Here is a 22696-nt window from a genome sequence, read left to right on the forward strand (position 1 = left end):
ACTTAAAAATAAGAGCATCACGAAAAACGCTACAAGTAAATCGACAAATGGATTGAGCTAATATTGTTCAGTTTGATAGATGTGCCAACTTACTGGAGTAAGCCAGAGTGTGAGTCTAAAAGTTGTCAATTAAAAGCTTGTAGGCCAGACATGACACAAATATCAATCGTTCGTCAGATATTATTAAATACGAATGCCGGATTGTTACCATATCTGAATGGGCAACTGCAAACATCCAGCTTTTCAAATTTTAAAGCTCAGTTTGGTTTTCATGTAGACGAGTATTCTACGCAGGTTGTGTCGAATGAAGATGTAGTCAAAATACAGACAACACTTTTATTGGCTCTCAAGTTATTAATTAACCTGAGTTCGGGATAAGGAAAAGGACAGGTAGTAAGCTGAAAATAACAACAAATCCAGCAGCCTGTCCTATGTTTAGTTTAGATGCTTTGTTCTGTCATGTAGATGATTTCTGTAAAGCGTTTGAAGCGCAATGGCACAAAAAATTGTTAAATCATGGAGGAATAAAACGTTTTCGTGCTAAAAGCTTATGTTTAAGTGAAATCATGACAATTATCATCGCTTTTCATCAAAATCACTACCGGAATTTCAAGCATTTTTATTTAAATCAAGTGAAACAACAGTGGAGTTCTGCATTTCCAGGTCTTCCTTCTTATCAACGATTTATTGAATGGATGCCATCAACCTTGATACCTTTGTGTGTCTATCTGAAGCATTGTTTTGGACAATGTACAGGTATCGGTTTTATCGATTCAACTTGCTTGAAGGTATGTCATAATCGTCGGATTTCTAGGCATAAGGTGTTTGAAGGTTTAGCCGCTCGTGGCAAGACTTCTGTGGATTGGTTTTTTGGTTTTAAGCTGCATCTGGTCGTCAATGAGTTTGGTCAACTCTTAAATGTATCTCTGACTCCTGGTAATGTCGATGACCGTCAACCAGTACCCGATTTACTGAGTGGTCTGTTTGGCAAAATATTTGCCGATAGAGGTTATGTTTCACAAAAACTTGCTTCTCAACTTTTACAAGACTTCGGAATTGAATTTTTTGCCAAACCCCGTCGCAATATGAAGAATAAGCTAATGCGTCTTCATGACAAGCTTTTGTCCCGTAAACGCTCAATTATTGAGACGATTAATGACCAACTCAAAAATATTTCTCAAATTGAGCATTCCAGACATCGATAGCGAAGCGGTAGCCGGTACCCCGGCGTCAGCCCTGTTAATTTTTGCGTTAACGTTCTTTGCGGATTAATCGCTTATTGTCATCAACCTAAGAAACCTAGCCTTCAACTGGAGTGGCTTTTACCTCCTTATCTTTAACCCGAACTCAGGTTAATTATTGTTGATAGCCCAATTTCTCAAGAGGAGGCGACCCTACACGCTCTTGAGTTTCTTGAATTATTGGATGCACAAATCATCGCCTGGAGCCAGGAAAATTCACAATTACTCAAACCAATTTCCGAAATAAAAGGAACACTGAGCCAGTTGATAGACATACCGTACCACGGAGGTAATCTTCCAGGTTTTGAAATTAAAAGCCAGTTTAATCTAGTGTATAGTGCTGGGACTGTACAACCCAAGCAAGCAGATGAACTCACCAACGAGCGTTCATCGACTTTTTATAGTCCAGGAGATCGCACACCTATCAGTGGACAGTACGAACTAATCAACCCAGATGGAGAAAGTACAGGATTAGAAGTAACGTCAACTGCTGGGCATCCGTTTCCGCCAACGAAGCAAGCTGACCAATCTTATAAATTAGTTGACCCCACAAAGCATAAAAATTCGCATAGTTAGCAAAACTTTTAAGCCTCACAGTGCTGAGGTATTGGTTTTTATGAGTGATGCTTGACCAAAACAATTCGCAGTTCGCAATTCGCAATTGCGGACGTAATTGTTAATTGCTTCACTCAGGGTACAAGCCCCTAAATTTATTTATGAAAAAAAACAAAACACGTAGTATCAATACTCAAGCCCCCACCTTTAGGTGTGGGGTAATAATTGCGAATTGCGTTAGCGGAAGCGGGGCGTTTAGCCCATTGGTAATTGCGAATTGGAAATGACTACTCCCCCGAATTCATTCGGGGGATTCTAAAAGGATGCTACGCGACGCGGTTTTAACCCGTCGCGTAGCTTCTTTTTAGCTGTCACCCAGATGTATAACCGGGTGGGGTGAGTCGTGCGTTCGTCGGAAACGTTGCCGCAGGCATCGCCTCATGAGGTGGCAAAAACTAAGCTCACTTGTGACAATCGATTTAGTACAATTGGTCAATAAAACCCTAGTGATACGTTGGAACATCTGTTGACCCAAAGTTCACCCACCCCACCAAGCCGAACATTGAAGATTACGCTCCTCACGATAGGTTCAAGAGGAGACGTTCAACCCTATTGTGCCTTGGGCATGGGTTTAAAACGTGCGGGGCATCAGGTAACAGTGGCAGCAAACGAAAACTTTGAATCATTCGTGAGGCAGTGTGATTTAGAGTTTGTGGCGATCGCTCCTAATTTCCAAGAACTATTGCAATCAAAAAAAGGTCAGGAATTAATTGCGGGAGAAAAAGTTCAACTGGTGAGCGAAGAGCTATTTAAGCAACAATTAGAGTCGGGCTGGGAAGCTTGCCAAGGAACGGATGTAATCATCTACACCCCGCTTACAAACTGGGCATATCATATTGCAGAAAAATTAGGCGTACCTTGCTTTTTTGCATCAGTTCTGCCAGCGACTCCAACAGGAATGTTCCCATTTTTGAGATTTGCCCGAACAACAAACAATCCACTCAAAAAAGTGATTAACTATGCCAGTTACTTTGTAGCGGAGTTTTTGTACTGGCAGAGATACCGAAAACTAATCAACACATACAGAACCCAAATATTGCAACTGCCTCCCTTGCCGTATCTAGGCAAACGCTTCCGTAAGAAACCCCCGGCTAATGTAGCAAAAATCCCGGCACTGTATGGATTCAGCACGAATGTAATTCCTAGACCAAAGGACTGGGCTAGCGGGGTGTATGTGACAGGATACTGGTTTATTGACCTTGCTTCCACCTATGAGCCGCCGGAAGAACTGGTGGATTGTTTGGGACAAAAGCTAACACCTGTGTGTTTTGGATTCGGCAGTATGACAATGCAACGTCCAGAGTATTTGACGTATTTTATTGTGGAGGCGTTGAAAAAAGTTCGTCAACGCGGCATTTTATTATCAGGCTGGGGGAATGTGGGCAGGATAGTTAATGTTAAAGATTCATTACGCGTGTTTGTGATAGATGAAGTGCCGCATGATTGGCTGTTTCCTCAAGTGTCGGCAGTAGTTCATCATGGAGGAGCAAGTACAACGGCGGCCGTACTAAGAGCAGGGATACCCTCAGTGATAGTACCCTTTTTTGCAGATCAGCCAATTTGGGGTGAAAAACTAATGAGGCTGGGGATAAGTACTGCACCAATACCGTATAAGAAAGTATCAGAAGAGACTTTAGCAGCAGCGATTAAGGTCGTGTTGGGTGATGAAGTGATGCGCTCAAAAGCACAAGAGTTAGGTGAGAAAATTAGGAAAGAAGAGGGTGTAGCTATTGCTGTGGAAGTGATTCACCGACATTTGGGCTTGATTGAGTGAACTAGGATCTCTACAAATAGGCATTTTGTGATCATAATTGTAGACAACTAAGATTCACTTAGAGGGTGTTTATAAATAAAAAATAAAGAGGATCGCAGTCATTTCGCAGGACAGGTATTTTAAAAAAGACAGTCGTCATATTTGAATCGGATGCCATGAGTCGAAAACCTTATCCCACAGACATTTCCGATACCGAATGGGATTTGATTAAATCAATGATTCCAGCAGAACGTAAGCACAAACGTGGAAAAAAGCGTGAAATCGAGATGCGGGAAGTGGTAAATGCGATTTTTTACATCTTGCGCGCTGGCTGCTCATGGCGAATGATGCCTCACGATTTACCAGCATGGCAAACTGTATACTCATATTTTCAACGTTGGCAGCGCAAAGGTATATGGCAAAAAATTCATTCAGTTCTGCGAGCGCAACTCAGGCAACTCGAAGGACGAGATGTAGAACCATCCGCAGGAATTATAGACTCACAAACAGTGAAAACAACTGAGAAAGGAGGGGTGAAGGGCTATGATGCCGGAAAAAAGATTAATGGTCGCAAACGCCATATCCTTGTTGATACGATGGGTTTAATTTTGATGGTTGTTGTACATACAGCTTCAATTCAAGACCGTGACGGAGCAAAACTGGTACTAGATAAAATTCAATACTCATTCCCCAAACTGCATTTAATTTGGGCAGATGCTGGATATGCTGGAAAACTAGTTGATTGGGTCAGGTATTTTATTGGCTGTGCAATTGAGATTGTTAAACGCTCTGATGACACTTCAGGCTTTAAAGTATTACCTCGACGTTGGGTTGTGGAACGTACACTTGCATGGTTAGGTCGTTATCGTCGTCTCAGTAAAGATTACGAGTATCATCCCCAAACAAGTGAAACCATGATATACGCCGCTATGACGCATTTAATGTTACGTCGATTAGCCCGTAATCATAGTCGCTCAACCGCTTAAGAATTATTTTATAAACACCCTCTTAGACCGCGATTCGCAAACTTTGACAATCATCATGGCATCTGACGAACCTAAGCCTTTGGAGTACACTGAGATTGAGTTGCATAAAGAGAAGCTGTTTGTGCAAGCAGACGTAGCTCAACTCCAATCAAAAGAACTTTCGACAACCGAGGTAGAGGTAAATCCCCTACTGGAAAAACCAACAGATGATAAACAAGTAAATATTGAGACAGACTCAGCAAAAGATGAGATTGAAGCTTCAGGAGCGATATTTCAAGCTGTTGGGGTAATTACGGGGGAAGTAAACCTAAATGCTCTTGGCAGCAGCACTGTTACGATTGGTCAAAATCAATACCCCCTTTTCTATATTCCGAGAAAACTGAAAGTATTTGAAGCACTCAAGAGAGAAATAGAAACTACTGGCAACCGTACTCAACGTTTAGTAGTTTATCCAAAGGCAATTCATTTTCCACGCAGAGAGCAACCGCTAAAAATTGCTTTTCAGCTAGTAGGGTTTGACAAAGGGCGATTCCAGGAGACAATCTCAGGAGAGTTAGAAGACCTGGAGTTTAAGATATCAGGACTGTGGCAGTTTATCCCGGTCTGCCCTACTCCCTGCATCTCTATATTCCGCAACTTTAGCCCCGAAAGACTGGACTATATTAAGCAAGCCGAACCAGCCCGGAAGGTGAAATTCATGAAATCCAGTCATCTACCCTTGCTGTGGAAGGATGCACCAGTTAGACCGTTCAGATTTAATCCCAAAGTCCCTAAAAAAGAGCAAGGACACGCAGTATTTGTGGCCATGAAAGCGAAATTTATACCAGGGCGTGATGTTTTTGGTTTTGTGGCACTCACCGCACCACCCCTAGAAACTGCACCCAGATTTCTCAAAGCGTCCAAACAAGATAAAGCCACAGTCCAGCAACAGTCCAAAAAGAATCAACACTTTGGGCTGCGACCATCTAAAAAGGATAAATTAGGCGGCAACACAGAGGGTAGTAATCCGCCACCATTACCAATTCTGAAGAAAAAGCCGCTTGGGGGTGAGGAAAAAACAGACAAATAGTTTATCAGAAAAAGCTAGTACCGCAAGGCGGAATTCAAAATTCAAAATTCAAAATTCAAAATGAATACAGCGTAAGCGTTTCATTGATTTGGAATGGTCTGTTTATTTCCGCCGAACTGTACTAGGTTCAAAACCTCACCCCTAGTGGGTGAAAAAATCCTGATTAGAACTCCTGCGACCATTACCAAGAATGTTCAGTCTGCGCGATTACCAACAAGATTTAGTTTCAAAAACCTTTGCCACATGGTCGAATGGAATGAGAAAAGTATTGCTGCAACTAAGCACGGGTGGTGGCAAGACTATTATCTTTGCAGCAGTGGCATCTAAATTGACAGCCGAGGGTTCAGGCGTGTTGGTAGTCGCTCACAGAGAGGAGTTGATTACCCAGTCCACAGAGAAACTGGCGGCGGTGACAAAAGTGCAACCGGGCATCATCAAAGCCGGATACAAACCAACCGATTCGTTAATTCAAGTAGCCAGTATCCAAACTCTTGCTCGCCGTCAAACTTACCCGACTGCCAAGCTTGTCATCATTGATGAAGCGCACCATGCTTCAGCTAATAGTTACCGCAGATTGTTAGATGCTTATCCAGATGCCTTGATTTTGGGACTGACAGCCACACCAAGACGGGAAGATGGTTATGGATTGCGAGATATTTTTGACCACCTGATTTGCTCAATCACGACCAAAGAATTAATTGCCCTGGGACACTTAACAGATTACAAATTAATCGCAGGCTTTAAATATTCCCAGCACAAAGTCCCTCAAAAACGCGACTTCACCAAAAAAGAATTAGAAGAAGTAGCTTCTGACTACAAACCCTCTGAGGTATTAAAGCAGTGGAAAAATTTTTGTCCTGGTAACAAGACAGTTATCTTTGCAGTCAACGTCAAGCACTCTCAACAGATTGCAGCAGTGTTTTGTGCTGATGGCATCACCTGCGAGCATCTGGACGGAGAAACACCAAATAATCAACGTAAAGCAATTTTAGATAGATTTCGTAGCGGTCAAACACAGGTCATTAGCAATTGTGCAATTTTGACAGAGGGATTTGATTGTCCTGACTCTAGTGCGGCGGTGATTGCTCGACCTACTAGCAGTGTGACTCTCTGGCTGCAAATGATTGGCAGAATATTGCGTCCTGCACCGGGAAAAGAATCTGCAACTATCCTAGATATGACGGATAACTGGTTTAGGCTAGGCCGCCCATGTGACAACAGAAAATGGAGTCTAGACCCAGTATCCTGCGACCCAGATACCCAAGGGGTGAGATGCTGTCCCCACTGTCATCATGTCTTCAAACCAATGGCAGCTTTAGTTCGCACCAAAGAATACTTTAATTCTAAGACAGCAGAATTTGTTATCCAATATGAAGCAGATTGTCCTAATTGCCGTAAATCTTTTAAGTGGGTATTAGAAGAATCTTCTGTTAGAGAAAATGATGGAGTACCAGTAATTGTTTCTAGCGTTGATATTGAGTTCAAAGAAGTTCCGCCTGAAGTCCGTTCAATTTTACTTGTGCCAATTATTCAAGCCAAAAAACGCAAGTTTAGAAGCCCAGAAAAAAAGTTAATTTTCTATAATTCTACAATTAGAAACTGGTTTTTAAATTGCCAAGAAGTAAATCTCAGAGAATTACTTTACGCTATTGAGCTACTTGGTTGTCCAGAAGAAATATTTGATGAGAGCATAGAATTTTTAGCCTACCGTGTTCGCAACGCTCAAGAATGGTTAGACGTAACCAAATTTATGTCTAGTCGTCCAGACAATGTGAAGAAAGTTATTTGGACTAGGTTATCTCATCTAGAAAAAAACAGACTTAACAAAATGAAAGCCGAGTATGAAAATGAGACGAAGGAATGGTTGAGTGAAGAAAATCTCTCAACGACAGCAGAGTATTTAGAAGCCTGCCAAGATATAGAAATGTTTTCTTGCTTATGGCAAATATATAAAAAACCAGCTATTAAAGCAGCAATTGAGCGGCTAAGTGCTGATAAACGCGACCAAATCAATCAGTGGATTGCACAACTTGACAAAGCTAGTTACTGATTTTGGTATTGAGCCACACCACCTATCGCCCACCACCCGATCAATCCCATGTGGCTGCTTGTTGTCAAAAGCAATGCAATCGCCATCTTCCAAGCAATACGACTCCATCAGCCGAGCCTGGATTTCGCACAAGTGAGAAATCCGGGCGAGTATCTTGGCAACCAGAGATAGAGAACTTCGCCCTACCCATAATGTTGATTTGCGTCCCGGCTGGGTAAAACAGTACAAGTGCTTGGTGAAAATCCGGCAGCAGCTTCTCGCCCAACACCTCAATTACTTCAGCACCAGGATACATCGCAGAATCAACTAACCTAACGTCAGCCTTATTCCCCGATTTAGCATGATACATATAACAAACTAGACCGTATAGTTTAGGAAATTTTTCACTGGTTAGTTAAAAATATTTTTTTAAGACTAGGTAAATTGCGAAAAGTTATTCAAAAGCATACAGTTTTTTATCTTATAATCAGGGATGATTACAAATACAGTTAAAATTAAAGTTATATATTTTGCATGAATGTAACAAATTTTAGCTAAAACTGAAGTTGTTTGGAGTTTGTTTTTGGCAGTCTGATTCGCTTTCTAAAGCTCAATTTATTAATTATTCACAGACAAAAATTTTATTAAAAAGACATGAATAAAAACATTTTCGCCCTTCCATTTTCTGTAGTCTTTGGTGCTGCTAGTGCCTTTTGCTTAGGAATATTGCCTGCCAATGCCACCCTATTAATTAGTAATACTAGAGGAGATAATGTTGTACTTTTTGACGAACAGAACGGTCAATTCTTAGGAAATTTTATTACATCGGGTAGTGGTGGGCTAATCAGTCCCGATGATTTGAACTTTGGGCTGGATGGCAATCTTTATGTCTCTAGCGGTAATGACCCAAGTAATTCAGCAATCCTTCGCTACGATGGAAAAACTGGTAAGTTCATCGATGTTTTTGCCTCTGGTGGAGGGTTGTCGCGACCCTACGGTGCTGCGTTTGGGCCGGATGGATTGCTTTACGTCAGTAGTTTTCTTACCGACCAAATTCTCCGCTACAACGGCACAACAGGTACATTCATCGATGTTTTTGCAACAGGCAACGGTATACCTGGTGGATTAAATGGGCCAAATGACTTGTTATTTGGGCCGGATGGTAGCTTGTACGTTACTACTCAGGGAAGTATTGCTGTGGATAACCAAGCAACCTTTCCTGGCCTACCAAGTCAGGTATTGCGCTTCGATTTAGCTACGAAGACCTCTAGCGTATTTATCGAGCAGCCAACACCATCACCAGATAGTTTCGGATTCGTGAGTTTACTCGGATTAGTTGTGGGAACAGACGGTGACTTATTTGTTAGCGATTTTGCCAACGATATTAGGCGTTACAGTTTGGAAACGGGAGCTTTAATCGATACTTTATCAACGAATTATACAGGTACTAATCCTAGTAATAATTTCATTGGCAATTTAGCTTTCGGAGCAAATAATACACTTTACACAGTCGGTTTTAATTTCACTCAAAATAATGAAGGGGCGATTCTTCGCTATAACGGAGTGACAGGAGATCCATTACCATCGCTGGGTAATAGTAACGCTATCTTTGTACCTACTACTGATAAATTGTCACGTCCAATCGGTATTGCCTTCACAACGGAAAACTTGACTACCGTTCCTGAAGCAAGTACGTCCGTCAGCTTACTATCTTTAGGAGTGTTTCTCTCAATTTCATGGCTAAAACGAGAGCAGACAAAACGCAATACCTAGGCCAAATCAGCATGAATATTAGGCTGATTAATTGGCTTATTGTTGGTTTTTGGTGCAGTTTTTTCTGATCTACCTCCGGCAACAGCTTCTCGCCCAAAGCCTCAATCACACCTGCTTTATGCTTTTGAATTATTATAGCTAAACCAAACTCAATTACTTCTTTTGTCGGCTTTGAGTGGAATAACGGTACACTTACTGATGTAAGTGTGACTTTTCAATGCACAGTTCAAACAAACTCCGAAGCAAATAATAATCTCTTTTGTAATTGAGCCTGAAAAGCCAAGGCAATCAAAATTTTTCAATGTTAAATAGGTAGAAACAAAAAACATATGCAGAATACAGATTTCTTTCAACAAATTAAGCAGGTAGATATTCCTTGGAGAAGCACAAAAATTTCCCTACCAGTCTTTTATTATGATGTTTCTACCCTTTGTGTGCAATTTCTAGCTTCGATTAAAAAGGTTCGTCAATTTTTGCCTTCTGGGAGGATGCAACCGTTTCGAGTTACACCGTGGCATTGTGTTGTCTCTATCTCAGCGTTTGAGTATCGGAATAGCGATATTGGTGCGTACAATGAAGTATCAATTGCAGTACCAGTGATATTAGATGAATCGTCTCCCTTATTTATTGGCACTCTAAATCAAGTACCAAAAGTCCCACAAGTCTATATTCACCATCTACCAGTAACAACAGAAATCGCACGGGATTTAGGTGTAGAATTCGCAGGTTATCCCAAGTTTCTAGCAGAGATTGATTTTGAAAGAGATGGGAAGTGGGTTAGGTGTCATCTAAAACAAGCAAATCAGTCTATTCTTACCCTGACTGCTCAAGAGGGAAACCTTCAAAACGTTCCTCGCTCACGGATGCAACCTATTACCGTCAGGTCTGGGTATCTGCTGCGTTGTGACTTGATAGTCAGTGAACGGCAGCAAATGGGTCATCAAGGAGCTTTTGGAGTCAGCCTTGAACTAGGAAAGCATTCTATTGCCGAGGAATTAAAACAGTGGAACTTGGGTAAGATTATAGGCTATCAGTATGCACCTCAACATCAAGCTATTTTAACACCAGTAATTGAAAGTTTTTCAGTAATAAAAGACTAGTTAGTGTTAGCCAATACAAACTTTATATTTGTTTTACATCAGTAAGCTTGTCACTACAGGAGGCAACCGGCAACCTTTTGTTATCCACCCTCGGCTACCCACCGAGGGTTTTTTGTTGGAACTGATGGAATACTGGACTAGCAACTAGCGATCGCCTTGCCGGAGGCATCGCTTTTTTCCTCTAAGAAAATTCCCAACATAAGTAATTCTCAACATCAGAGATTTTGCAGTGGGAGCAGATTGATTCGTAAACATCTAAAATAAGCGATGTTCTGACTTGAAACACGGATCATGAGCTTTGCGAATAAAACGATTGTTCTCACAGGTGCATCGGCTGGAATTGGCAGAACGCTGGCAATTTCGTTAGCCCAACAGGATGCAAATTTAGTCTTGGCTGCGCGCAATCAAGAAGCATTAGAACAGACAATTACTGGGTGCAAAAACTATCCAGCCAAAGTGATTGCAGTATCTACAGATGTAACTCAAGCAGAAGCTTGCCAGCAGTTGATAGAGAGAGCGATCGCAACGTTTGGGCAGATTGATATTTTAATCAATAATGCTGGAATTGGAATGCTGACGTGCTTTGATGAAGTGAGGGATCTGTCCATTTTTGAGCGGGTAATGCAGGTTAACTATCTGGGTGCGGTTTACTGTACCCATTATGCCCTACCTTACCTGAAAGCAAGCCGAGGACAATTAGTGGCTATTTCTTCAATTTGTGGCAAAACAGGTGTACCCACTCGTACAGGTTACGTTGCCAGTAAACACGCTATGCAAGGCTTCTTTGATACATTGCGAATTGAATTGCACTCAACAGGAGTAGATGTATTGGTTGTCTCACCGGGGTTTGTGGCAACTGATATCCGACAAAGAGCGTTGGGAGCGGATGGAAAACCATTAGGCAAAAGTCCGCGTGATGAAACTCAAGGCAATATGTCAGTAGACGAGTGTGTGCGTCAAATTATCTGGGCAATGGAGCGGCGTAAACGAGAACACATTATGACGTTGAAAGGAAAAGCAATCCCTTGGGCAAAGCTGATTGTACCAGGATTTGTTGATCGTATTGTTGCTACTAGCATTCGTAAGACAACTTCCACCTGATAGTAATATTTCGGAGTACCAGATTTATCAGTATCAAACCAAGCTCAACTGCCTCCCGTACTCCTGCTCCAAACATTCCGCCTTGAGCCTAAAGAAACACACACACCACCTATCGCCCACCACCCGTTCAATCCCATGCGGCTGCTTGTTGTCAAAAGCAATGCAATCGCCTTCCTCCAACCAATATGATTCCATCCGCCGAGTATCCTGGCATCCAGAGATTGAGAACTTCGCCCGACCCATCACATTAATTTGCGCTGCCCCTGAAGCATAAGCTGGTGAATCCCGATGTACTTTGATTTGCGTCCCGGCTGGGTAAAACAAAACGAGTGCTTGGTGAAAATCCGGCAGTAGCTTCTCGCCCAAAGCCTCAATCACATCTGCACCAGCATAACGCCCCGGCTCAATCAATTTTACTTCAGCTTTCTTACCGGACTTGGCACTAGCCAAACTAACGAACCGTCGCAGATGCAACTCTAGACGACCATCAGCGTATTGAGAGACTGAGGGAAACATCTGTTTTTTGATAGATTTGCACCAATCCTGAATCTGTGCCAACTCAGCACCCTCCAGTTTGCTTAAGCGAGTAATCAGTTCAGGAGATTCGGGTTGTGCGGCAACAGGCTGTGGTACATCTGGAACTTGAGGAGTTGCAATAGCCAACGACGGAAACAACCGACCACGGTAAAACTCATGCTGCAACCCCGACAGAACCCCCAGCACCCCCAACTCTGACCAATCGCCCAAATCTTCGCCATGCAGAGAAACCCGATAGTACCCGCAAGCTAGGCGATCGCACTGTACAGGATAACCGGACGAGTGGCACTGTTCGATGAGACTCAAAACTCGTTGTGGATAAGTGGCAGAGAAAACTGGTTTGTGGGCAAAAAGAGGAATTGGGGCAGGGTGTGGGGAGAATAGGGGAGAAGTTTTCTCCTTGTCTCTTGTCTCCCTTGTCCCCCTTGCTCCCTGCCTCTTGCGGTCAACAGTGCCGATTTCTCCGCCCCAAAGCTCAGGTAAGTATTTTTGTACTACTTCTTCTCCAACCTGATACCGATGGCAGAAATCTCCAGTTTTCTCGAAGCAGCACAGCGTTATATCCACAGGGTTGTCCTTCTGCTTGGCTACCCAAAGCTGTATCAGAGTAAGCCGAGAGTCCAGAATCTCGCGGAACTGTCGTTTGTATTCCTGTTGTGCGGTGGTATCTTTTGCGGAGGACTTCCACCAATTGAGGAGTTCGGGAGTAGGGGAGAATAGGGGAAGATGTTTGCCAGTCCAACTTTTGGGAGGATAAAGCGAAATGGAAATGGTTTCACCTTTGATTTCCCCTGCGTAATATGAGGTGTAAATTGTCATACTCAAACCCCCGTTAAATCGTAGTCAGTAACCCAGGCAAGACGACTTTGCACAGTGGGTTGCTGGAAGGATTGGGGGAGGATGCACAGGGGTTGCTCATCGAATTTTGGCAGAAATGGAGAACGCAACTCGATACTGTAGAACCACGAATCGTTGATCAGCTGTAGTCCCAAAACAGTGCGAACCTTGACGGCATCAGCAGCAAGGCGGAATTTGACCAACTCGCCCACCATAAAAGTGGGTTTGGGAAGACGTACAGCCTGAAGTTGACCAGAAGCAACAATTTCGACTCCTGAGACCAATATAATTTGGCTGTCCAAAGCAATAGAATAGCACCAGCCGTCGGATGACCATTCGACCCCGCAGCAGTAACCGAAAGCTTTGGTTTTGGGCAGATAAACCCTTTCCAGCAGGCTGATGACCAACGGCAGGATATTTTTACCCCAGGGTGGTGAGATGTACCAGCAGGATTCTAGGGTGTTAATTTGATAACTCACGAAACGACCTCCTGATGAAGCATGAGACTGCACAAATAATGAATGCGTTTCCAAGGAACAGCTGCTTGTCGTGGGGAACAACTCAACCCGAAAGCACGACGAGCATCAAAGTTACCAGGAATTTTTTTAGCTACCCCAATGGAAACCCCATGAGCCACCGCAAGAACTCCGGGTTGATAGCTTCGGATTTCGTGAGAGAGCCGTACTTCCGCAATGTGATTTCCAATTTGGTCTGCCCAGGAGGTCGGCTGTTGACCGTGGAATAAGCCATTGGGGTAGGTAATAATAAAGACCCGTTCCCTTTCAAGCGGCAAGCCAAGGCAGTATGCGGGTATAGTTTCCCATTCGCATATATACCCGATTTGGGAAAGGTCTTTGAGGATAGTTGCCATTCCTAAGCGCGAGTAGCCCTGTGGGATTTTCGATGAGAGCGATCGCTGGTCTGTTGGAGTCGATAATCCTGAACTGTTCAGCCCAGAGTGCGGATCTGGGGTCATCAAGTCCTTGGCGGTTGCCGGAGTTACTTGTGCCACTGCAAGGGAATCCCCCGCACACGATATCGAACTGTCCCCGGTGGCAGAAGTAGGTGGTAATGTCCGGGTGGATTGGGATTTGGGGCTGTTCATCGCGCAGTTGTGATTGTGCGTAGGGAGAAATTTCGACAAATTGCCTGACTTGGAACTTGTGGGACAAACCCGCCGTAGAGATACCGTGATGGCAAAGTCCGCCAATGCCGGAGAAAAGCGAAAGGACAGATATCATCAAAAACCTCGACCGGAAGATAAATTTTTGAACTTAGTAAAGTGATGGTCAAACAAAAGTTTTGCTGTACCAGTAGGGCCATTGCGTTGCTTGCGGACGATTAACTCAGAAATGCCACGGTCAGGAGTATCAGGATTATGAACTTCATCACGGTAAAGCATGATGACAACATCGCTGTCCTGTTCAACATTGCCTGAGTCTCGTAAATCACTCAGTAGTGGGCGTTTATCGTTGCGGCTTTCAACTTCACGGTTTAATTGGGAAAGTGCCAGGACAGGGACATCCAAATCTTTAGCAAGTTTCTTTAACCCCCGGCTAATTTCGCCTACCCGTTGCGCCATATTCAAGCGAGAATTAGTAGCTTCAGCCATCAATTGCAGGTAATCGATAACCACAAGTCCAACACCACCAAACCCAGAAGCAACGCGACGGACTTGGGAGCGAATTTCTGTGAGTGAGGGGCAAGAATCATCGTTGATGAAAATGGGCAAATCACTCAGTTGAGCGATCGCTTGACTTAAGGGTTGCCACTGATTGTGAGAGACTCGTCCAGTTTCCAAAAAGTTGTTTTCGATACCAGATTCACTGCTTAAGAAACGTTGTACATATTCGGCAGTAGACATTTCCAGGCTGAAAATAGCAACGGGCAAGCGGCTAAGTTGAGCAACATTAAGAGCGAGATTACCAGCCAGAGCAGATTTACCAACAGAGGGGCGAGCAGCCATAACATACAATCGCCCTTTGCGAAAACCACCACCCAGCAGAGCGTCCAAATCGTAAAAACCAGTGGAGAGGGCAGGGGAAGTTGTACCAGCATGACGAGCCTCAATCTCGCTAAAGGCATCATGTAGGGAATTGGAGATATGAACCAAATCAGTAGCAGAATGCTCCGATGCGATGCCGTAAACTTGTTGTTCGGCTTGGTCAAGAACAACGGGTAACTCAGTTTGGGTTTCGTACCCAAGTTTGACAATCTCGTTCCCAGCTTTGATTAACTGCCGCCGTTGGTATTTTTCCATGACCAAAGCGGCTAAAGCGTCGATGTTAATGGCGGAAACTGTACGGTCTACAAGCGTGGCCAATTTATTGCGTCCACCAATGCGAAACAGCAAACCATTGTCAGACAGCCAGTTGGTCACAGAAAGTAAATCGGTGGGTCTACCTTGCCCGTAGAGTCGCTGTGCAGCTTGGTAAATATCTTTGTGAGCAGTGATGTAAAAAGCATCGGCAATTAAGCGATCTCCTACTCTACTCATAGCCTCTGGGTCAAGCATGATACCACCAAGTATTGCTTCTTCCGCTTCAATGTTTTGCGGGGGCAGTCTGTCAGTGCTGGATGTGAAATCTAAATCTTGCGTCATAAAAAACAAACCTCTTTTAACAATTCGCAATTCGCAATGGACTTCAGGCTGCGGATTGATGCAGATGTGCATAAATTTGGGGATAATTCGTCTCTAACCACTCCAGCCATTTGTCCGTTGCACCCTTGTCTTGCTGGTCGTAGCGAGTAGTGAACTGTGCGAGCGCGTGGTCTTTGCCTATTCGATCTACAAGGTCGAGTAGTTCGCAGAAAGTGGCCTTGTGCCAGTCAAGGGAACGGTTTGAGTAATAGCCAATGGGTTGGTTATCCGGTTGTGATTCTTGAGTGAGCGATAAATCCGACTCCAGCACTTTTGACCAATAGCCCATTAATTCTTCCAAACCCGCTTTAGAGCCTTCAAGATTGCCGATGGATTTGATGACTGTGGGAATTTTCTCTGTCCACTCGCACCCACTCCACTTAGCTCTTTCCTTGGCGATTAACTCTACCAGTCGGCGGGAGCAAGTTTGGTAAATTTTGTCCCTGGTGGGTGTTCTCCAAGGGAAACGCCAGCCCCGCAATTTGATTTCGCTTTTGTAAACCGCAGGTAACGGATCAGATGCCATGATGCCAGGGTCTACCAAAACTTGATTGATTAAATCTCCAATCGACTGAAATTTTGACCTTGTAGCTGTTTTATTCGATTGTTCGGCTTTATCGAACGATCCCGCCGCAATAGTGGGTCTACATGAGGGTTTATCGGGTTGAAGCGAAGAATCTGGTTTTGTGGACAACGGAGTCAGAGATTCGGGAATGGGTTCTTTTTCTTGGTTTGGTTGTTCAGTTTTTTCACACACACACACATGGGTGGGGGATGCGCCGGGTTTGGGGGGCGCGTTCTTAAGTGGATAGACTTCAATTGGATAATCTTCAATTGGATAATCTTTGGGTGTCCCCCCAGCACTACCGGGGTGTTCCCCCAACACTACCGGGGGTGTTCCCCCAACACCCCTGGGGTGTTCCCCCAGCACACTCTGGGGTGTTCCCCCAACACTACCGGGTGTTCCCTCCGCACTACTGATTTTTTCGGCATCATTCGATGATTGTTTAGTACCTCTAATTAAAGAAGATGGTCTTGTGGGGTAGGGAAACCAATCTCCCAGATCCGTCAGGCTGTAATGATTTGAGGTTTGGAATCCGTCTTTTTCTCTACTGGTTTTGGTGACTAAATTCCAGGCTAGGAGTTCATTAACTGCGGCGATCGCTTTTCGACGTAAGGAATCAATTGGGGAGTTGGGGAAAGAACCGCGAAAGCAAGCCTCTCCAATAGACTTATAGGAAGGAAAAGCATTGTTGTCACAACCAGCACGACGGCACAAATGACAGTAAACACGATATGCCTCCATTGTTAGAGGTAAATCATCTAATTTACTATCCATGTAAATGTGGCGTTTTCTTCTGTTATCGCTCAAGATATCGTTAGTCATAATTCCTCTGTTTGGTTTGTGAGAAGGAAATGTTTTGGATGAATTATTTTGTTAAATAGCAGCAAGTTTTGGCTTTTTTTATGAGTAATAAAACACCCCAAACTGAATATGATTCTCCGTGGAAGCAGATGTTGCAGTTGTATTTTGAAGACTTCATGCAATTCTTCTTTCCTCAAGCTCATGCTGAAATTGATTGGAGTAGAGGTTTCGAGTTTCTAGATCAGGAACTCCAGCAGGTAGTCCGGGATGCCGAATTAGGAAAGCGATTGATTGACAAATTGGTGAAAATCTATCGCATTGGGGGCGAAGAATCGTGGCTATTGATCCATATCGAAGTCCAAAGTCAAGAAGAAACAGATTTCCCTAAACGAATGTTTGTTTACAACTATCGAATTTTTGACCGTTATGATCGCTCGGTTGCATCCTTAGCGATACTGGGGGATGACAACCCCAAATGGCGACCAAATCAGTTTGGTTACGAGTTGTTTGGCTGTACAGTTGATTTTCAGTTTCCTGTAATCAAGCTGCTAGACTATCAAGAAAGGTTGCCGGAGTTAGAAGCCAGTCGCAATCCATTTGCTACGGTTGTGTTAGCTCATTTGGCAGCAGTACAAACCCGCAGTAATAGGTCACAACCCAAGCAGCAGAAACTGGTTTTGGTGCGTCGGCTATATGAGCAGGGGTTTGAGCGTGAGGCTGTTATTAACCTGTTGGCTTTTATTGACTGGATGCTAACGTTACCATTGGATTTAGAACTAGAGTTTAAAAGAGAAGTCGAACAATTGGAGGCACAACAGCGTATGCAGTACGTGACATCATTTGAGCGAATTGCCCGTATGGAATCTTTGTTAGAAGGGATTGAAGTTGGTTTGAAACTAAAATTTGGTACTGAAGGTTTAAGCCTATTACCAGAAATTTCAAGGATTGAAGATGTCGAGCAATTAAGGGCGGTTCTTAAAGGACTAGAAACAGCAAGTAACTTAAATGAATTGCGTTCCTTGTATCAGCCAACAGCTGAAAATCCTCCAGAAAATTAGCATTGTTTATTTGATATTTGGTTTTCAAGGTTCAGTAGATTTTGAGTGCCGAAATTAGCGTTAATCAAGCACTCAATTCATCAAACAAATCCGCTTCATCCCCCCAAGAGTCCCAGCCGTCCCTAGACTCTCGTGCGAACATCTCCAGCTTGGTCATGTCTGGACAGAGTTTGTCTACGAGTTCAAAAAACTGAGGGGGCTTAGGGGAATGCTCACGCCTCTTAGCGTGCAGGATGGTGGACTCGTTGGTGAGTGTCCGCCCAGAGAAAGCTTTGACATTCCCACGAACAGCCAAAGCACAGTGTTCGGTCGAGTTTCGCAGCCAATGTCCCACCCCAATATGTGTTTTAGTGCCATCTTTAGTGACTTTTTCCCAGGTGAGGATGGTTTTAAGTTCAAATCCCCACACCTGCAAGCATTGAGCCGCTTCAATCATGTGATTATTCGTGAACCACAGCCAAAGTACGCAGCCACTCTTGTCGCATAATTCGGGAATGGGTAGAGCCAGAATTTCCTCAGTCCGCATTGGTTCATATGGGATGCGGTTGCGGTGAGTTTTATCTTTGGAACGAAGACGATAGAACCAAGGAGGATCTATAACAATGCACTGGTATTGTCCTTGCAGGGTTGTTAGTCTCATGCTATTTCCTGTGGTTGTTGAACTATGGTTGCGCTGATTGACTCAAAATCGACTTGAAAGATATTTAAATCACTTTAGACATCTCCGAAAACAGTCAAAGCCTTTGTTTGGCTAGGCTGTAGCCACTAAATGCAATCATCTTAAATTAGCTATTCTGTACGATGAAATAAGACTTTGAGATATTTGCTGTTGATAATTAGGCAAAAATATCTAGTTATATGCGATAATTTTAACCTGATGATATAGCTGATATTTCTAATGGTAATATTAGCCCTCGAATCCGTAACCTTACTAGCCCACAAATCGTCAAAATTACTTGCTTATATTTGCGGGTATTTAACCTAAATCTCTCTTGGACAACTCGAAAGATTTTGACTGACCGTATTCGATGTTCAACAAAGATTCGTTTAGATGAAAATATTGTGTTCTGTTCTTTCTGTTCAGTTGTTAGTTCTTGATTTCTTGGTTTCTTAATTGGAGTTGTAATTAAATCTTCTCCAAGATATGCCTTATCTCCTTTAAATCTTTGTTTGGCATCAAACTCTGAACGATATTCTCGGAACAAAGTTATATCGCTTTTTGGACCAGGTTCACCTGCCACAACATCAACGATATCACTAGCATCAGGTAAAATAATCATTTGAGTTTTAAATGTATGATTACTCTTCTTACCTGAAAAATATTTCTTTTGTTCATCATTGTCTCTAGGTCTTTCTCTGACTTGTTCATAGCTATCTACTATTAATTCATATTCTGTGAGCATTTCTTTTACTACTTCATAGTCAGAAGCGTTTTTTTTTACTTGTTCAAGCAAACTTGATGGCAGTAATTCTCGCAAGTTAGGCAACCAATAGTTAAACGTATCGTTGGCTGTAGACTCACTTACTTCAAACTGAATACCTAGAAGTTGAAAGGTTGTCAGATGTCGGAGATACACTAAAGTTAAAATGATTTGTTCAGAAATAGATAATTTTGGTTTCCGACCTCCTCCACCAGCAATAATTCTCACTTTCTTAGATTCCAGTAAAGCTTTTTTTTCATGATATAATCTTTCCCCATTTATGATTAATTGTTGTAACTGTTCATATTCCAGACCTATTAACCTTTGGGTTTGTTTAGGATTCTCTTCAATGTAATTCAGTATATTGCTCATGCTTCTGTGTCAAAATAACGCTTTAATGTTCTTTTATCACAGAATAATACTATTTTGGAGATGTCTACAGTGGCAGGCTAATTTTCCATCTGTTCGGTGCATTGGCAGAATTTGAACGCAATCTCATCCGTGAACGCACAACGGCGGGTCTTGTAGCAGCGCGTGCGCGTGGTCATAAGGGAGGTAGACCAAAAGCACTAGACCGAGCAAAACGCCAATTAGCAGTAAAGCTTTATACCGAAAGGCAACACACCATTGTTGAAATCTGTAGACTCATGGGGATTTCTAAACCAACTCTCTATAACTACATCGCTGAGATAAAAACATAACATGGCACACAAGGAAATCCCGGTAGAGGCACTCATCAACTTACGCCACCGCCTCGACGGATTACCAAGTCGTTGCCAAGAGCGTCGAATTCTCATTGAACAGACATCTGCTCTATACGGTGTGTCAACAGATACTCTGTATCGCGCTCTGCGTAACTTATCACGCCCCAAATCCATCAACCGCTCAGATAGTGGAACACCTCGAAAGCTATCACAGGCTGAAATGGAACTTTACTGTGAAATCATTGCGGCGATGAAAATCCGCACCAGTAATAAGAAAGGGCGACACCTCTCAACTGCACGGGCGATTGAACTACTGGAAGATTTTGGGATGGATACACCAAATGGCTTTATCCAACCGAGCAAGGGTACGTTAACTAGAAGTACCGTCAACTATTACTTGAAAGTATGGGGATATGACAATGAACGAATGACCCGGCAACCTCCGGCGGTGCGTTTTCAGGCAGAATACAGCAATGAATGTTGGCATTTCGACCTGAGTCAGTCTGATTTGAAACACGTAAAGCAGCCATTGTGGGTGGATGCGGGTAAAGGTAATCCCCTGCTGATGCTTTATAGCGAATGTCATGGACTGCCTAAGAATCAAGCTAGTCACGCATCTGCCCAATGGCAAGGATGGTCGTCGGGTGACAGCTCGTTCCAAGGGCAAAGTAGAAAGACCGTTTCGGACGGTAAAAGAAGCTTACGAAACTCTGTATCACTTTCACGAACCGGAAAACGAGGTAGAGGCTAACCTTTGGTTGCGCCAGTATCTGTTGCTTTACAACGATAAGCCACACCGAGAGTCCCCACATTCGCGCATAGAAGATTGGCTGCGAAATCTCCCCAAGTCAGGTTTACGCGCAATGTGCAGTTGGGAGCGATTCTGTAACTTTGCCCGCGAACCGCAACGTAGAAAGGTTGGTTCCGATGCCAGGGTATCAATTGAAGGCGTAGCTTATGAGGTAGAGCCAGACTTGGCTGGTGAAACTGTCGTCCTTTGGTGGGGTTTATTTGACAACGAGCTATATGTTGAGTTTAGCGATCGCCGCTACGGCCCATTTTACCCGGTTGATGGGCCAATTCCATTACATCGCTATCGCAAACACAAAAAAACTAAAACCGAAGAACGGGCAGACAGGATTGCGGATTTAGCAAAGAAACTGGGTTTGCCACGGACAGCATTGGACAAAAATGCCGATCTCCAATTTCTAGTGGACAAGTATAAAGAACTTGAGCCGACTGTCACACCTTTTAACGACCCAGACCCATTCCAAGAATTTACATATCCCAGCATAATATTCGCTAAATTGGCGATTTCAGATTATCTAGCGCAGCCGTTGGCCAAATTATCTCCTGAACAAATGGCATTTATTAATGCACTGCTAACTGAAACCCTCAACAAAAAAGTGATTATTGACCGGGTAAGGGAGTATTTCCAAAAGCCAAAAGGAGGGGAACAAAATGCTTACTGAGGTCATGGAACACTTTAGTTTGGTTAAGGAGTTTCCCAAAGCTGGGTACTACGAGACTGAACACCAAAAACAAATGTTCAAGGATATTAAAGTGGCAATTCATTCGGGGAAGTTGGTTGCCATTACAGGAATTATCGGGTGTGGTAAAACAACGACTTTACGACGTTTGTTTGACGTTTTGGAGAAAGAAGGTAAAATTACCGTCTCAAAATCGCTTTCTGTGGATAAAGACCGAGCGACACTACCCACTCTGATTGCTGCCTTATTCTATGATTTATCCACAGATAAGGAAATTAAAATTCCGAAAGACGGCGAAAAACGGGAACGGGAATTACGTGACCTGATTAGAAAAGGTAAAAAGCCTGTAGCACTGTTTGTGGATGAGGCTCATGACCTACATTACAGTACGCTGACGGGACTTAAACGTTTAATCGAGGTAGTTGAAGACGGTGGTGGCACACTTTCGGTAGTGCTGGCTGGTCATCCCAAACTGAAAAATGATTTGCGCCGTCCCACGATGGAGGAAATTGGGTATCGGGCGACGGTCTTCTCTTTGGAGGGGATTGTCGGTAATCAACGAGAATATATTGAATGGTTGGTATCTGAATGTACTACGGATGATACTTCTATCAGTGACATACTAGAGGCCTCTGCTATTGAATTACTTGCTGCGCGGTTGAGAACTCCACTACAAATCGAACAACATTTGACACTAGCTTTAGAGGCTGCGTACCGAGTTGCAGTCAAGCCTGTTACTACGGTGCTTATTGAGTCGGTGCTATCGAAGCTTCTTGATGATTTGGAACCAACTCTCACTCGGCATGGCTATAACGTGAGGGATTTGGCTGAACAGTTCAATGCCAAACCGGCTGAAATTAAGTTGTTGTTTCGTGGTCAACTTGACCCAATGCGTGCGCGGGAGTTGCAGGAGCAAATGTTGGCGGCGGGATTGCCACTTTGAACTAATTGAAAGCGCAATTTCCAGCAGGTTCA

General features: G+C 43.4%; 18 protein-coding genes and 4 pseudogenes. 14 read left to right on the top strand and 8 right to left on the bottom strand.

Going from position 1 to position 22696, the window contains the following annotated elements:
* Positions 1-150 precede the first annotated feature (150 nt).
* The 7 genes and pseudogenes from L6494_RS28620 to L6494_RS28650 all read left to right on the top strand — a co-directional run bounded on the left by L6494_RS28620 (position 151) and on the right by L6494_RS28650 (position 7714).
* Complete coding sequence (locus L6494_RS28620; RefSeq protein WP_237997319.1) at positions 151-378, top strand: hypothetical protein; 228 nt, start codon at positions 151-153, stop codon at positions 376-378.
* A 53-nt stretch (positions 379-431) separates the two neighbouring features.
* A pseudogene (locus L6494_RS28625) lies at positions 432-1340 on the top strand (IS982 family transposase).
* 81 nt (positions 1341-1421) lie between these two features.
* Positions 1422-1817, top strand: coding sequence for a hypothetical protein (locus L6494_RS28630; RefSeq protein WP_237997341.1), 396 nt, complete (start codon positions 1422-1424; stop codon positions 1815-1817).
* 604 nt (positions 1818-2421) lie between these two features.
* Positions 2422-3630: a glycosyltransferase gene (locus L6494_RS28635; RefSeq protein ID WP_237997321.1), complete on the top strand. Its 1209-nt coding sequence runs from the start codon at positions 2422-2424 to the stop codon at positions 3628-3630.
* Between the two features lie 155 nt (positions 3631-3785).
* Positions 3786-4595 carry an IS5 family transposase gene (locus tag L6494_RS28640; RefSeq protein WP_237994456.1) on the top strand — a complete coding sequence of 270 codons (810 nt, stop codon included), beginning with the start codon at positions 3786-3788 and terminating at the stop codon, positions 4593-4595.
* Positions 4596-4650: 55 nt separating this feature from the next.
* On the top strand, positions 4651-5664 hold the full coding sequence (locus L6494_RS28645; RefSeq protein ID WP_237997323.1) for a hypothetical protein: 1014 nt from the start codon (positions 4651-4653) through the stop codon (positions 5662-5664).
* Between the two features lie 190 nt (positions 5665-5854).
* Positions 5855-7714 (top strand): DEAD/DEAH box helicase, encoded by a 1860-nt coding sequence (locus tag L6494_RS28650; RefSeq protein WP_237997325.1) that lies wholly within the window; start codon positions 5855-5857, stop codon positions 7712-7714.
* A gap of 64 nt (positions 7715-7778) precedes the next feature.
* On the opposite strand, the gene L6494_RS28655 is transcribed toward L6494_RS28650, so the two are convergent.
* Positions 7779-8063 carry a hypothetical protein gene (locus tag L6494_RS28655; RefSeq protein WP_237997327.1) on the bottom strand — a complete coding sequence of 95 codons (285 nt, stop codon included), beginning with the start codon at positions 8061-8063 and terminating at the stop codon, positions 7779-7781.
* A gap of 284 nt (positions 8064-8347) precedes the next feature.
* Here L6494_RS28655 and L6494_RS28660 point away from each other — a divergent pair, with 284 nt between their 5' ends.
* From L6494_RS28660 to L6494_RS28670, 3 genes are all read left to right on the top strand, one after another.
* Positions 8348-9466, top strand: a complete 1119-nt coding sequence (locus L6494_RS28660; RefSeq protein WP_237997328.1) for a Vgb family protein — start codon at positions 8348-8350, stop codon at positions 9464-9466.
* Between the two features lie 329 nt (positions 9467-9795).
* On the top strand, positions 9796-10566 hold the full coding sequence (locus tag L6494_RS28665) for an acetoacetate decarboxylase family protein (protein WP_237997329.1): 771 nt from the start codon (positions 9796-9798) through the stop codon (positions 10564-10566).
* Between the two features lie 291 nt (positions 10567-10857).
* A complete protein-coding gene (locus tag L6494_RS28670) occupies positions 10858-11667 on the top strand; it encodes an SDR family oxidoreductase (RefSeq protein ID WP_237997330.1) in 810 nt (269 codons plus the stop codon).
* 33 nt (positions 11668-11700) lie between these two features.
* Here the strand turns inward: L6494_RS28670 and L6494_RS28675 are convergent, their stop codons facing one another.
* From L6494_RS28675 to L6494_RS28695, 5 genes and pseudogenes are all read right to left on the bottom strand, one after another.
* Positions 11701-13023, bottom strand: coding sequence for a DUF488 family protein, N3 subclade (locus L6494_RS28675; RefSeq protein ID WP_237997331.1), 1323 nt, complete (start codon positions 13021-13023; stop codon positions 11701-11703).
* A 2-nt stretch (positions 13024-13025) separates the two neighbouring features.
* Entirely contained in the window at positions 13026-13520 is a 495-nt protein-coding gene (locus L6494_RS28680; RefSeq protein ID WP_237996873.1) for a DUF1392 family protein, read from the bottom strand.
* A pseudogene (locus L6494_RS28685) lies at positions 13517-14282 on the bottom strand (DNA cytosine methyltransferase). The gene L6494_RS28680 and the pseudogene L6494_RS28685 overlap by 4 nt, the downstream one beginning before the upstream one ends.
* The gene (gene dnaB, locus L6494_RS28690; RefSeq protein ID WP_237997333.1) at positions 14282-15643 is read right to left on the bottom strand and encodes a replicative DNA helicase; all 1362 of its coding nucleotides are present in this window, start codon (positions 15641-15643) and stop codon (positions 14282-14284) included. Before dnaB ends, L6494_RS28685 begins: the two are co-directional and overlap by 1 nt.
* A gap of 43 nt (positions 15644-15686) precedes the next feature.
* Positions 15687-17069, bottom strand: a complete 1383-nt coding sequence (locus L6494_RS28695; RefSeq protein ID WP_237997334.1) for a helix-turn-helix domain-containing protein — start codon at positions 17067-17069, stop codon at positions 15687-15689.
* Between the two features lie 80 nt (positions 17070-17149).
* Between L6494_RS28695 and L6494_RS28700 the strand changes: the two genes are divergently transcribed.
* Complete coding sequence (locus tag L6494_RS28700; protein WP_237997335.1) at positions 17150-18106, top strand: cytosolic protein; 957 nt, start codon at positions 17150-17152, stop codon at positions 18104-18106.
* 64 nt (positions 18107-18170) lie between these two features.
* Here L6494_RS28700 and L6494_RS28705 read toward each other — a convergent pair whose 3' ends face one another.
* Positions 18171-18746 carry an MT-A70 family methyltransferase gene (locus L6494_RS28705; RefSeq protein WP_237996959.1) on the bottom strand — a complete coding sequence of 192 codons (576 nt, stop codon included), beginning with the start codon at positions 18744-18746 and terminating at the stop codon, positions 18171-18173.
* 229 nt (positions 18747-18975) lie between these two features.
* Complete coding sequence (locus L6494_RS28710) at positions 18976-19899, bottom strand: transposase (protein ID WP_237996960.1); 924 nt, start codon at positions 19897-19899, stop codon at positions 18976-18978.
* Between the two features lie 68 nt (positions 19900-19967).
* Between L6494_RS28710 and L6494_RS28715 the strand changes: the two are divergent.
* The 3 genes and pseudogenes from L6494_RS28715 to L6494_RS28725 all read left to right on the top strand — a co-directional run.
* A pseudogene (locus tag L6494_RS28715) lies at positions 19968-20228 on the top strand (recombinase family protein); the annotation flags it as partial.
* 16 nt (positions 20229-20244) lie between these two features.
* Positions 20245-21703: pseudogene (locus tag L6494_RS28720) on the top strand (IS481 family transposase).
* On the top strand, positions 21693-22664 hold the full coding sequence (locus L6494_RS28725; RefSeq protein ID WP_237996962.1) for an ExeA family protein: 972 nt from the start codon (positions 21693-21695) through the stop codon (positions 22662-22664). Before L6494_RS28720 ends, L6494_RS28725 begins: the two are co-directional and overlap by 11 nt.
* Positions 22665-22696 lie beyond the last annotated feature (32 nt).

The sequence above is a fragment of the Nostoc sp. UHCC 0870 genome (assembly GCF_022063185.1).
Taxonomy (GTDB): Bacteria; Cyanobacteriota; Cyanobacteriia; order Cyanobacteriales; family Nostocaceae; genus Trichormus.

Bases quoted from the DNA above. Each gene is read 5' to 3' on its own strand.
- L6494_RS28620 (WP_237997319.1), top strand. From the start codon at position 151: ATGACACAAATATCAATCGTTCGTCAGATATTATTAAATACGAATGCC.
- L6494_RS28635 (WP_237997321.1), top strand. From the start codon at position 2,422: ATGGGTTTAAAACGTGCGGGGCATCAGGTAACAGTGGCAGCAAACGAA.
- L6494_RS28640 (WP_237994456.1), top strand. From the start codon at position 3,786: ATGAGTCGAAAACCTTATCCCACAGACATTTCCGATACCGAATGGGAT.
- L6494_RS28645 (WP_237997323.1), top strand. From the start codon at position 4,651: ATGGCATCTGACGAACCTAAGCCTTTGGAGTACACTGAGATTGAGTTG.
- L6494_RS28650 (WP_237997325.1), top strand. From the start codon at position 5,855: ATGTTCAGTCTGCGCGATTACCAACAAGATTTAGTTTCAAAAACCTTT.
- L6494_RS28655 (WP_237997327.1), bottom strand. From the start codon at position 8,063: ATGTATCATGCTAAATCGGGGAATAAGGCTGACGTTAGGTTAGTTGAT.
- L6494_RS28660 (WP_237997328.1), top strand. From the start codon at position 8,348: ATGAATAAAAACATTTTCGCCCTTCCATTTTCTGTAGTCTTTGGTGCT.
- L6494_RS28665 (WP_237997329.1), top strand. From the start codon at position 9,796: ATGCAGAATACAGATTTCTTTCAACAAATTAAGCAGGTAGATATTCCT.
- L6494_RS28670 (WP_237997330.1), top strand. From the start codon at position 10,858: ATGAGCTTTGCGAATAAAACGATTGTTCTCACAGGTGCATCGGCTGGA.
- L6494_RS28675 (WP_237997331.1), bottom strand. From the start codon at position 13,023: ATGACAATTTACACCTCATATTACGCAGGGGAAATCAAAGGTGAAACC.
- dnaB (WP_237997333.1), bottom strand. From the start codon at position 15,643: ATGACGCAAGATTTAGATTTCACATCCAGCACTGACAGACTGCCCCCG.
- L6494_RS28695 (WP_237997334.1), bottom strand. From the start codon at position 17,069: ATGACTAACGATATCTTGAGCGATAACAGAAGAAAACGCCACATTTAC.
- L6494_RS28700 (WP_237997335.1), top strand. From the start codon at position 17,150: ATGAGTAATAAAACACCCCAAACTGAATATGATTCTCCGTGGAAGCAG.
- L6494_RS28705 (WP_237996959.1), bottom strand. From the start codon at position 18,746: ATGAGACTAACAACCCTGCAAGGACAATACCAGTGCATTGTTATAGAT.
- L6494_RS28710 (WP_237996960.1), bottom strand. From the start codon at position 19,899: ATGAGCAATATACTGAATTACATTGAAGAGAATCCTAAACAAACCCAA.
- L6494_RS28725 (WP_237996962.1), top strand. From the start codon at position 21,693: ATGCTTACTGAGGTCATGGAACACTTTAGTTTGGTTAAGGAGTTTCCC.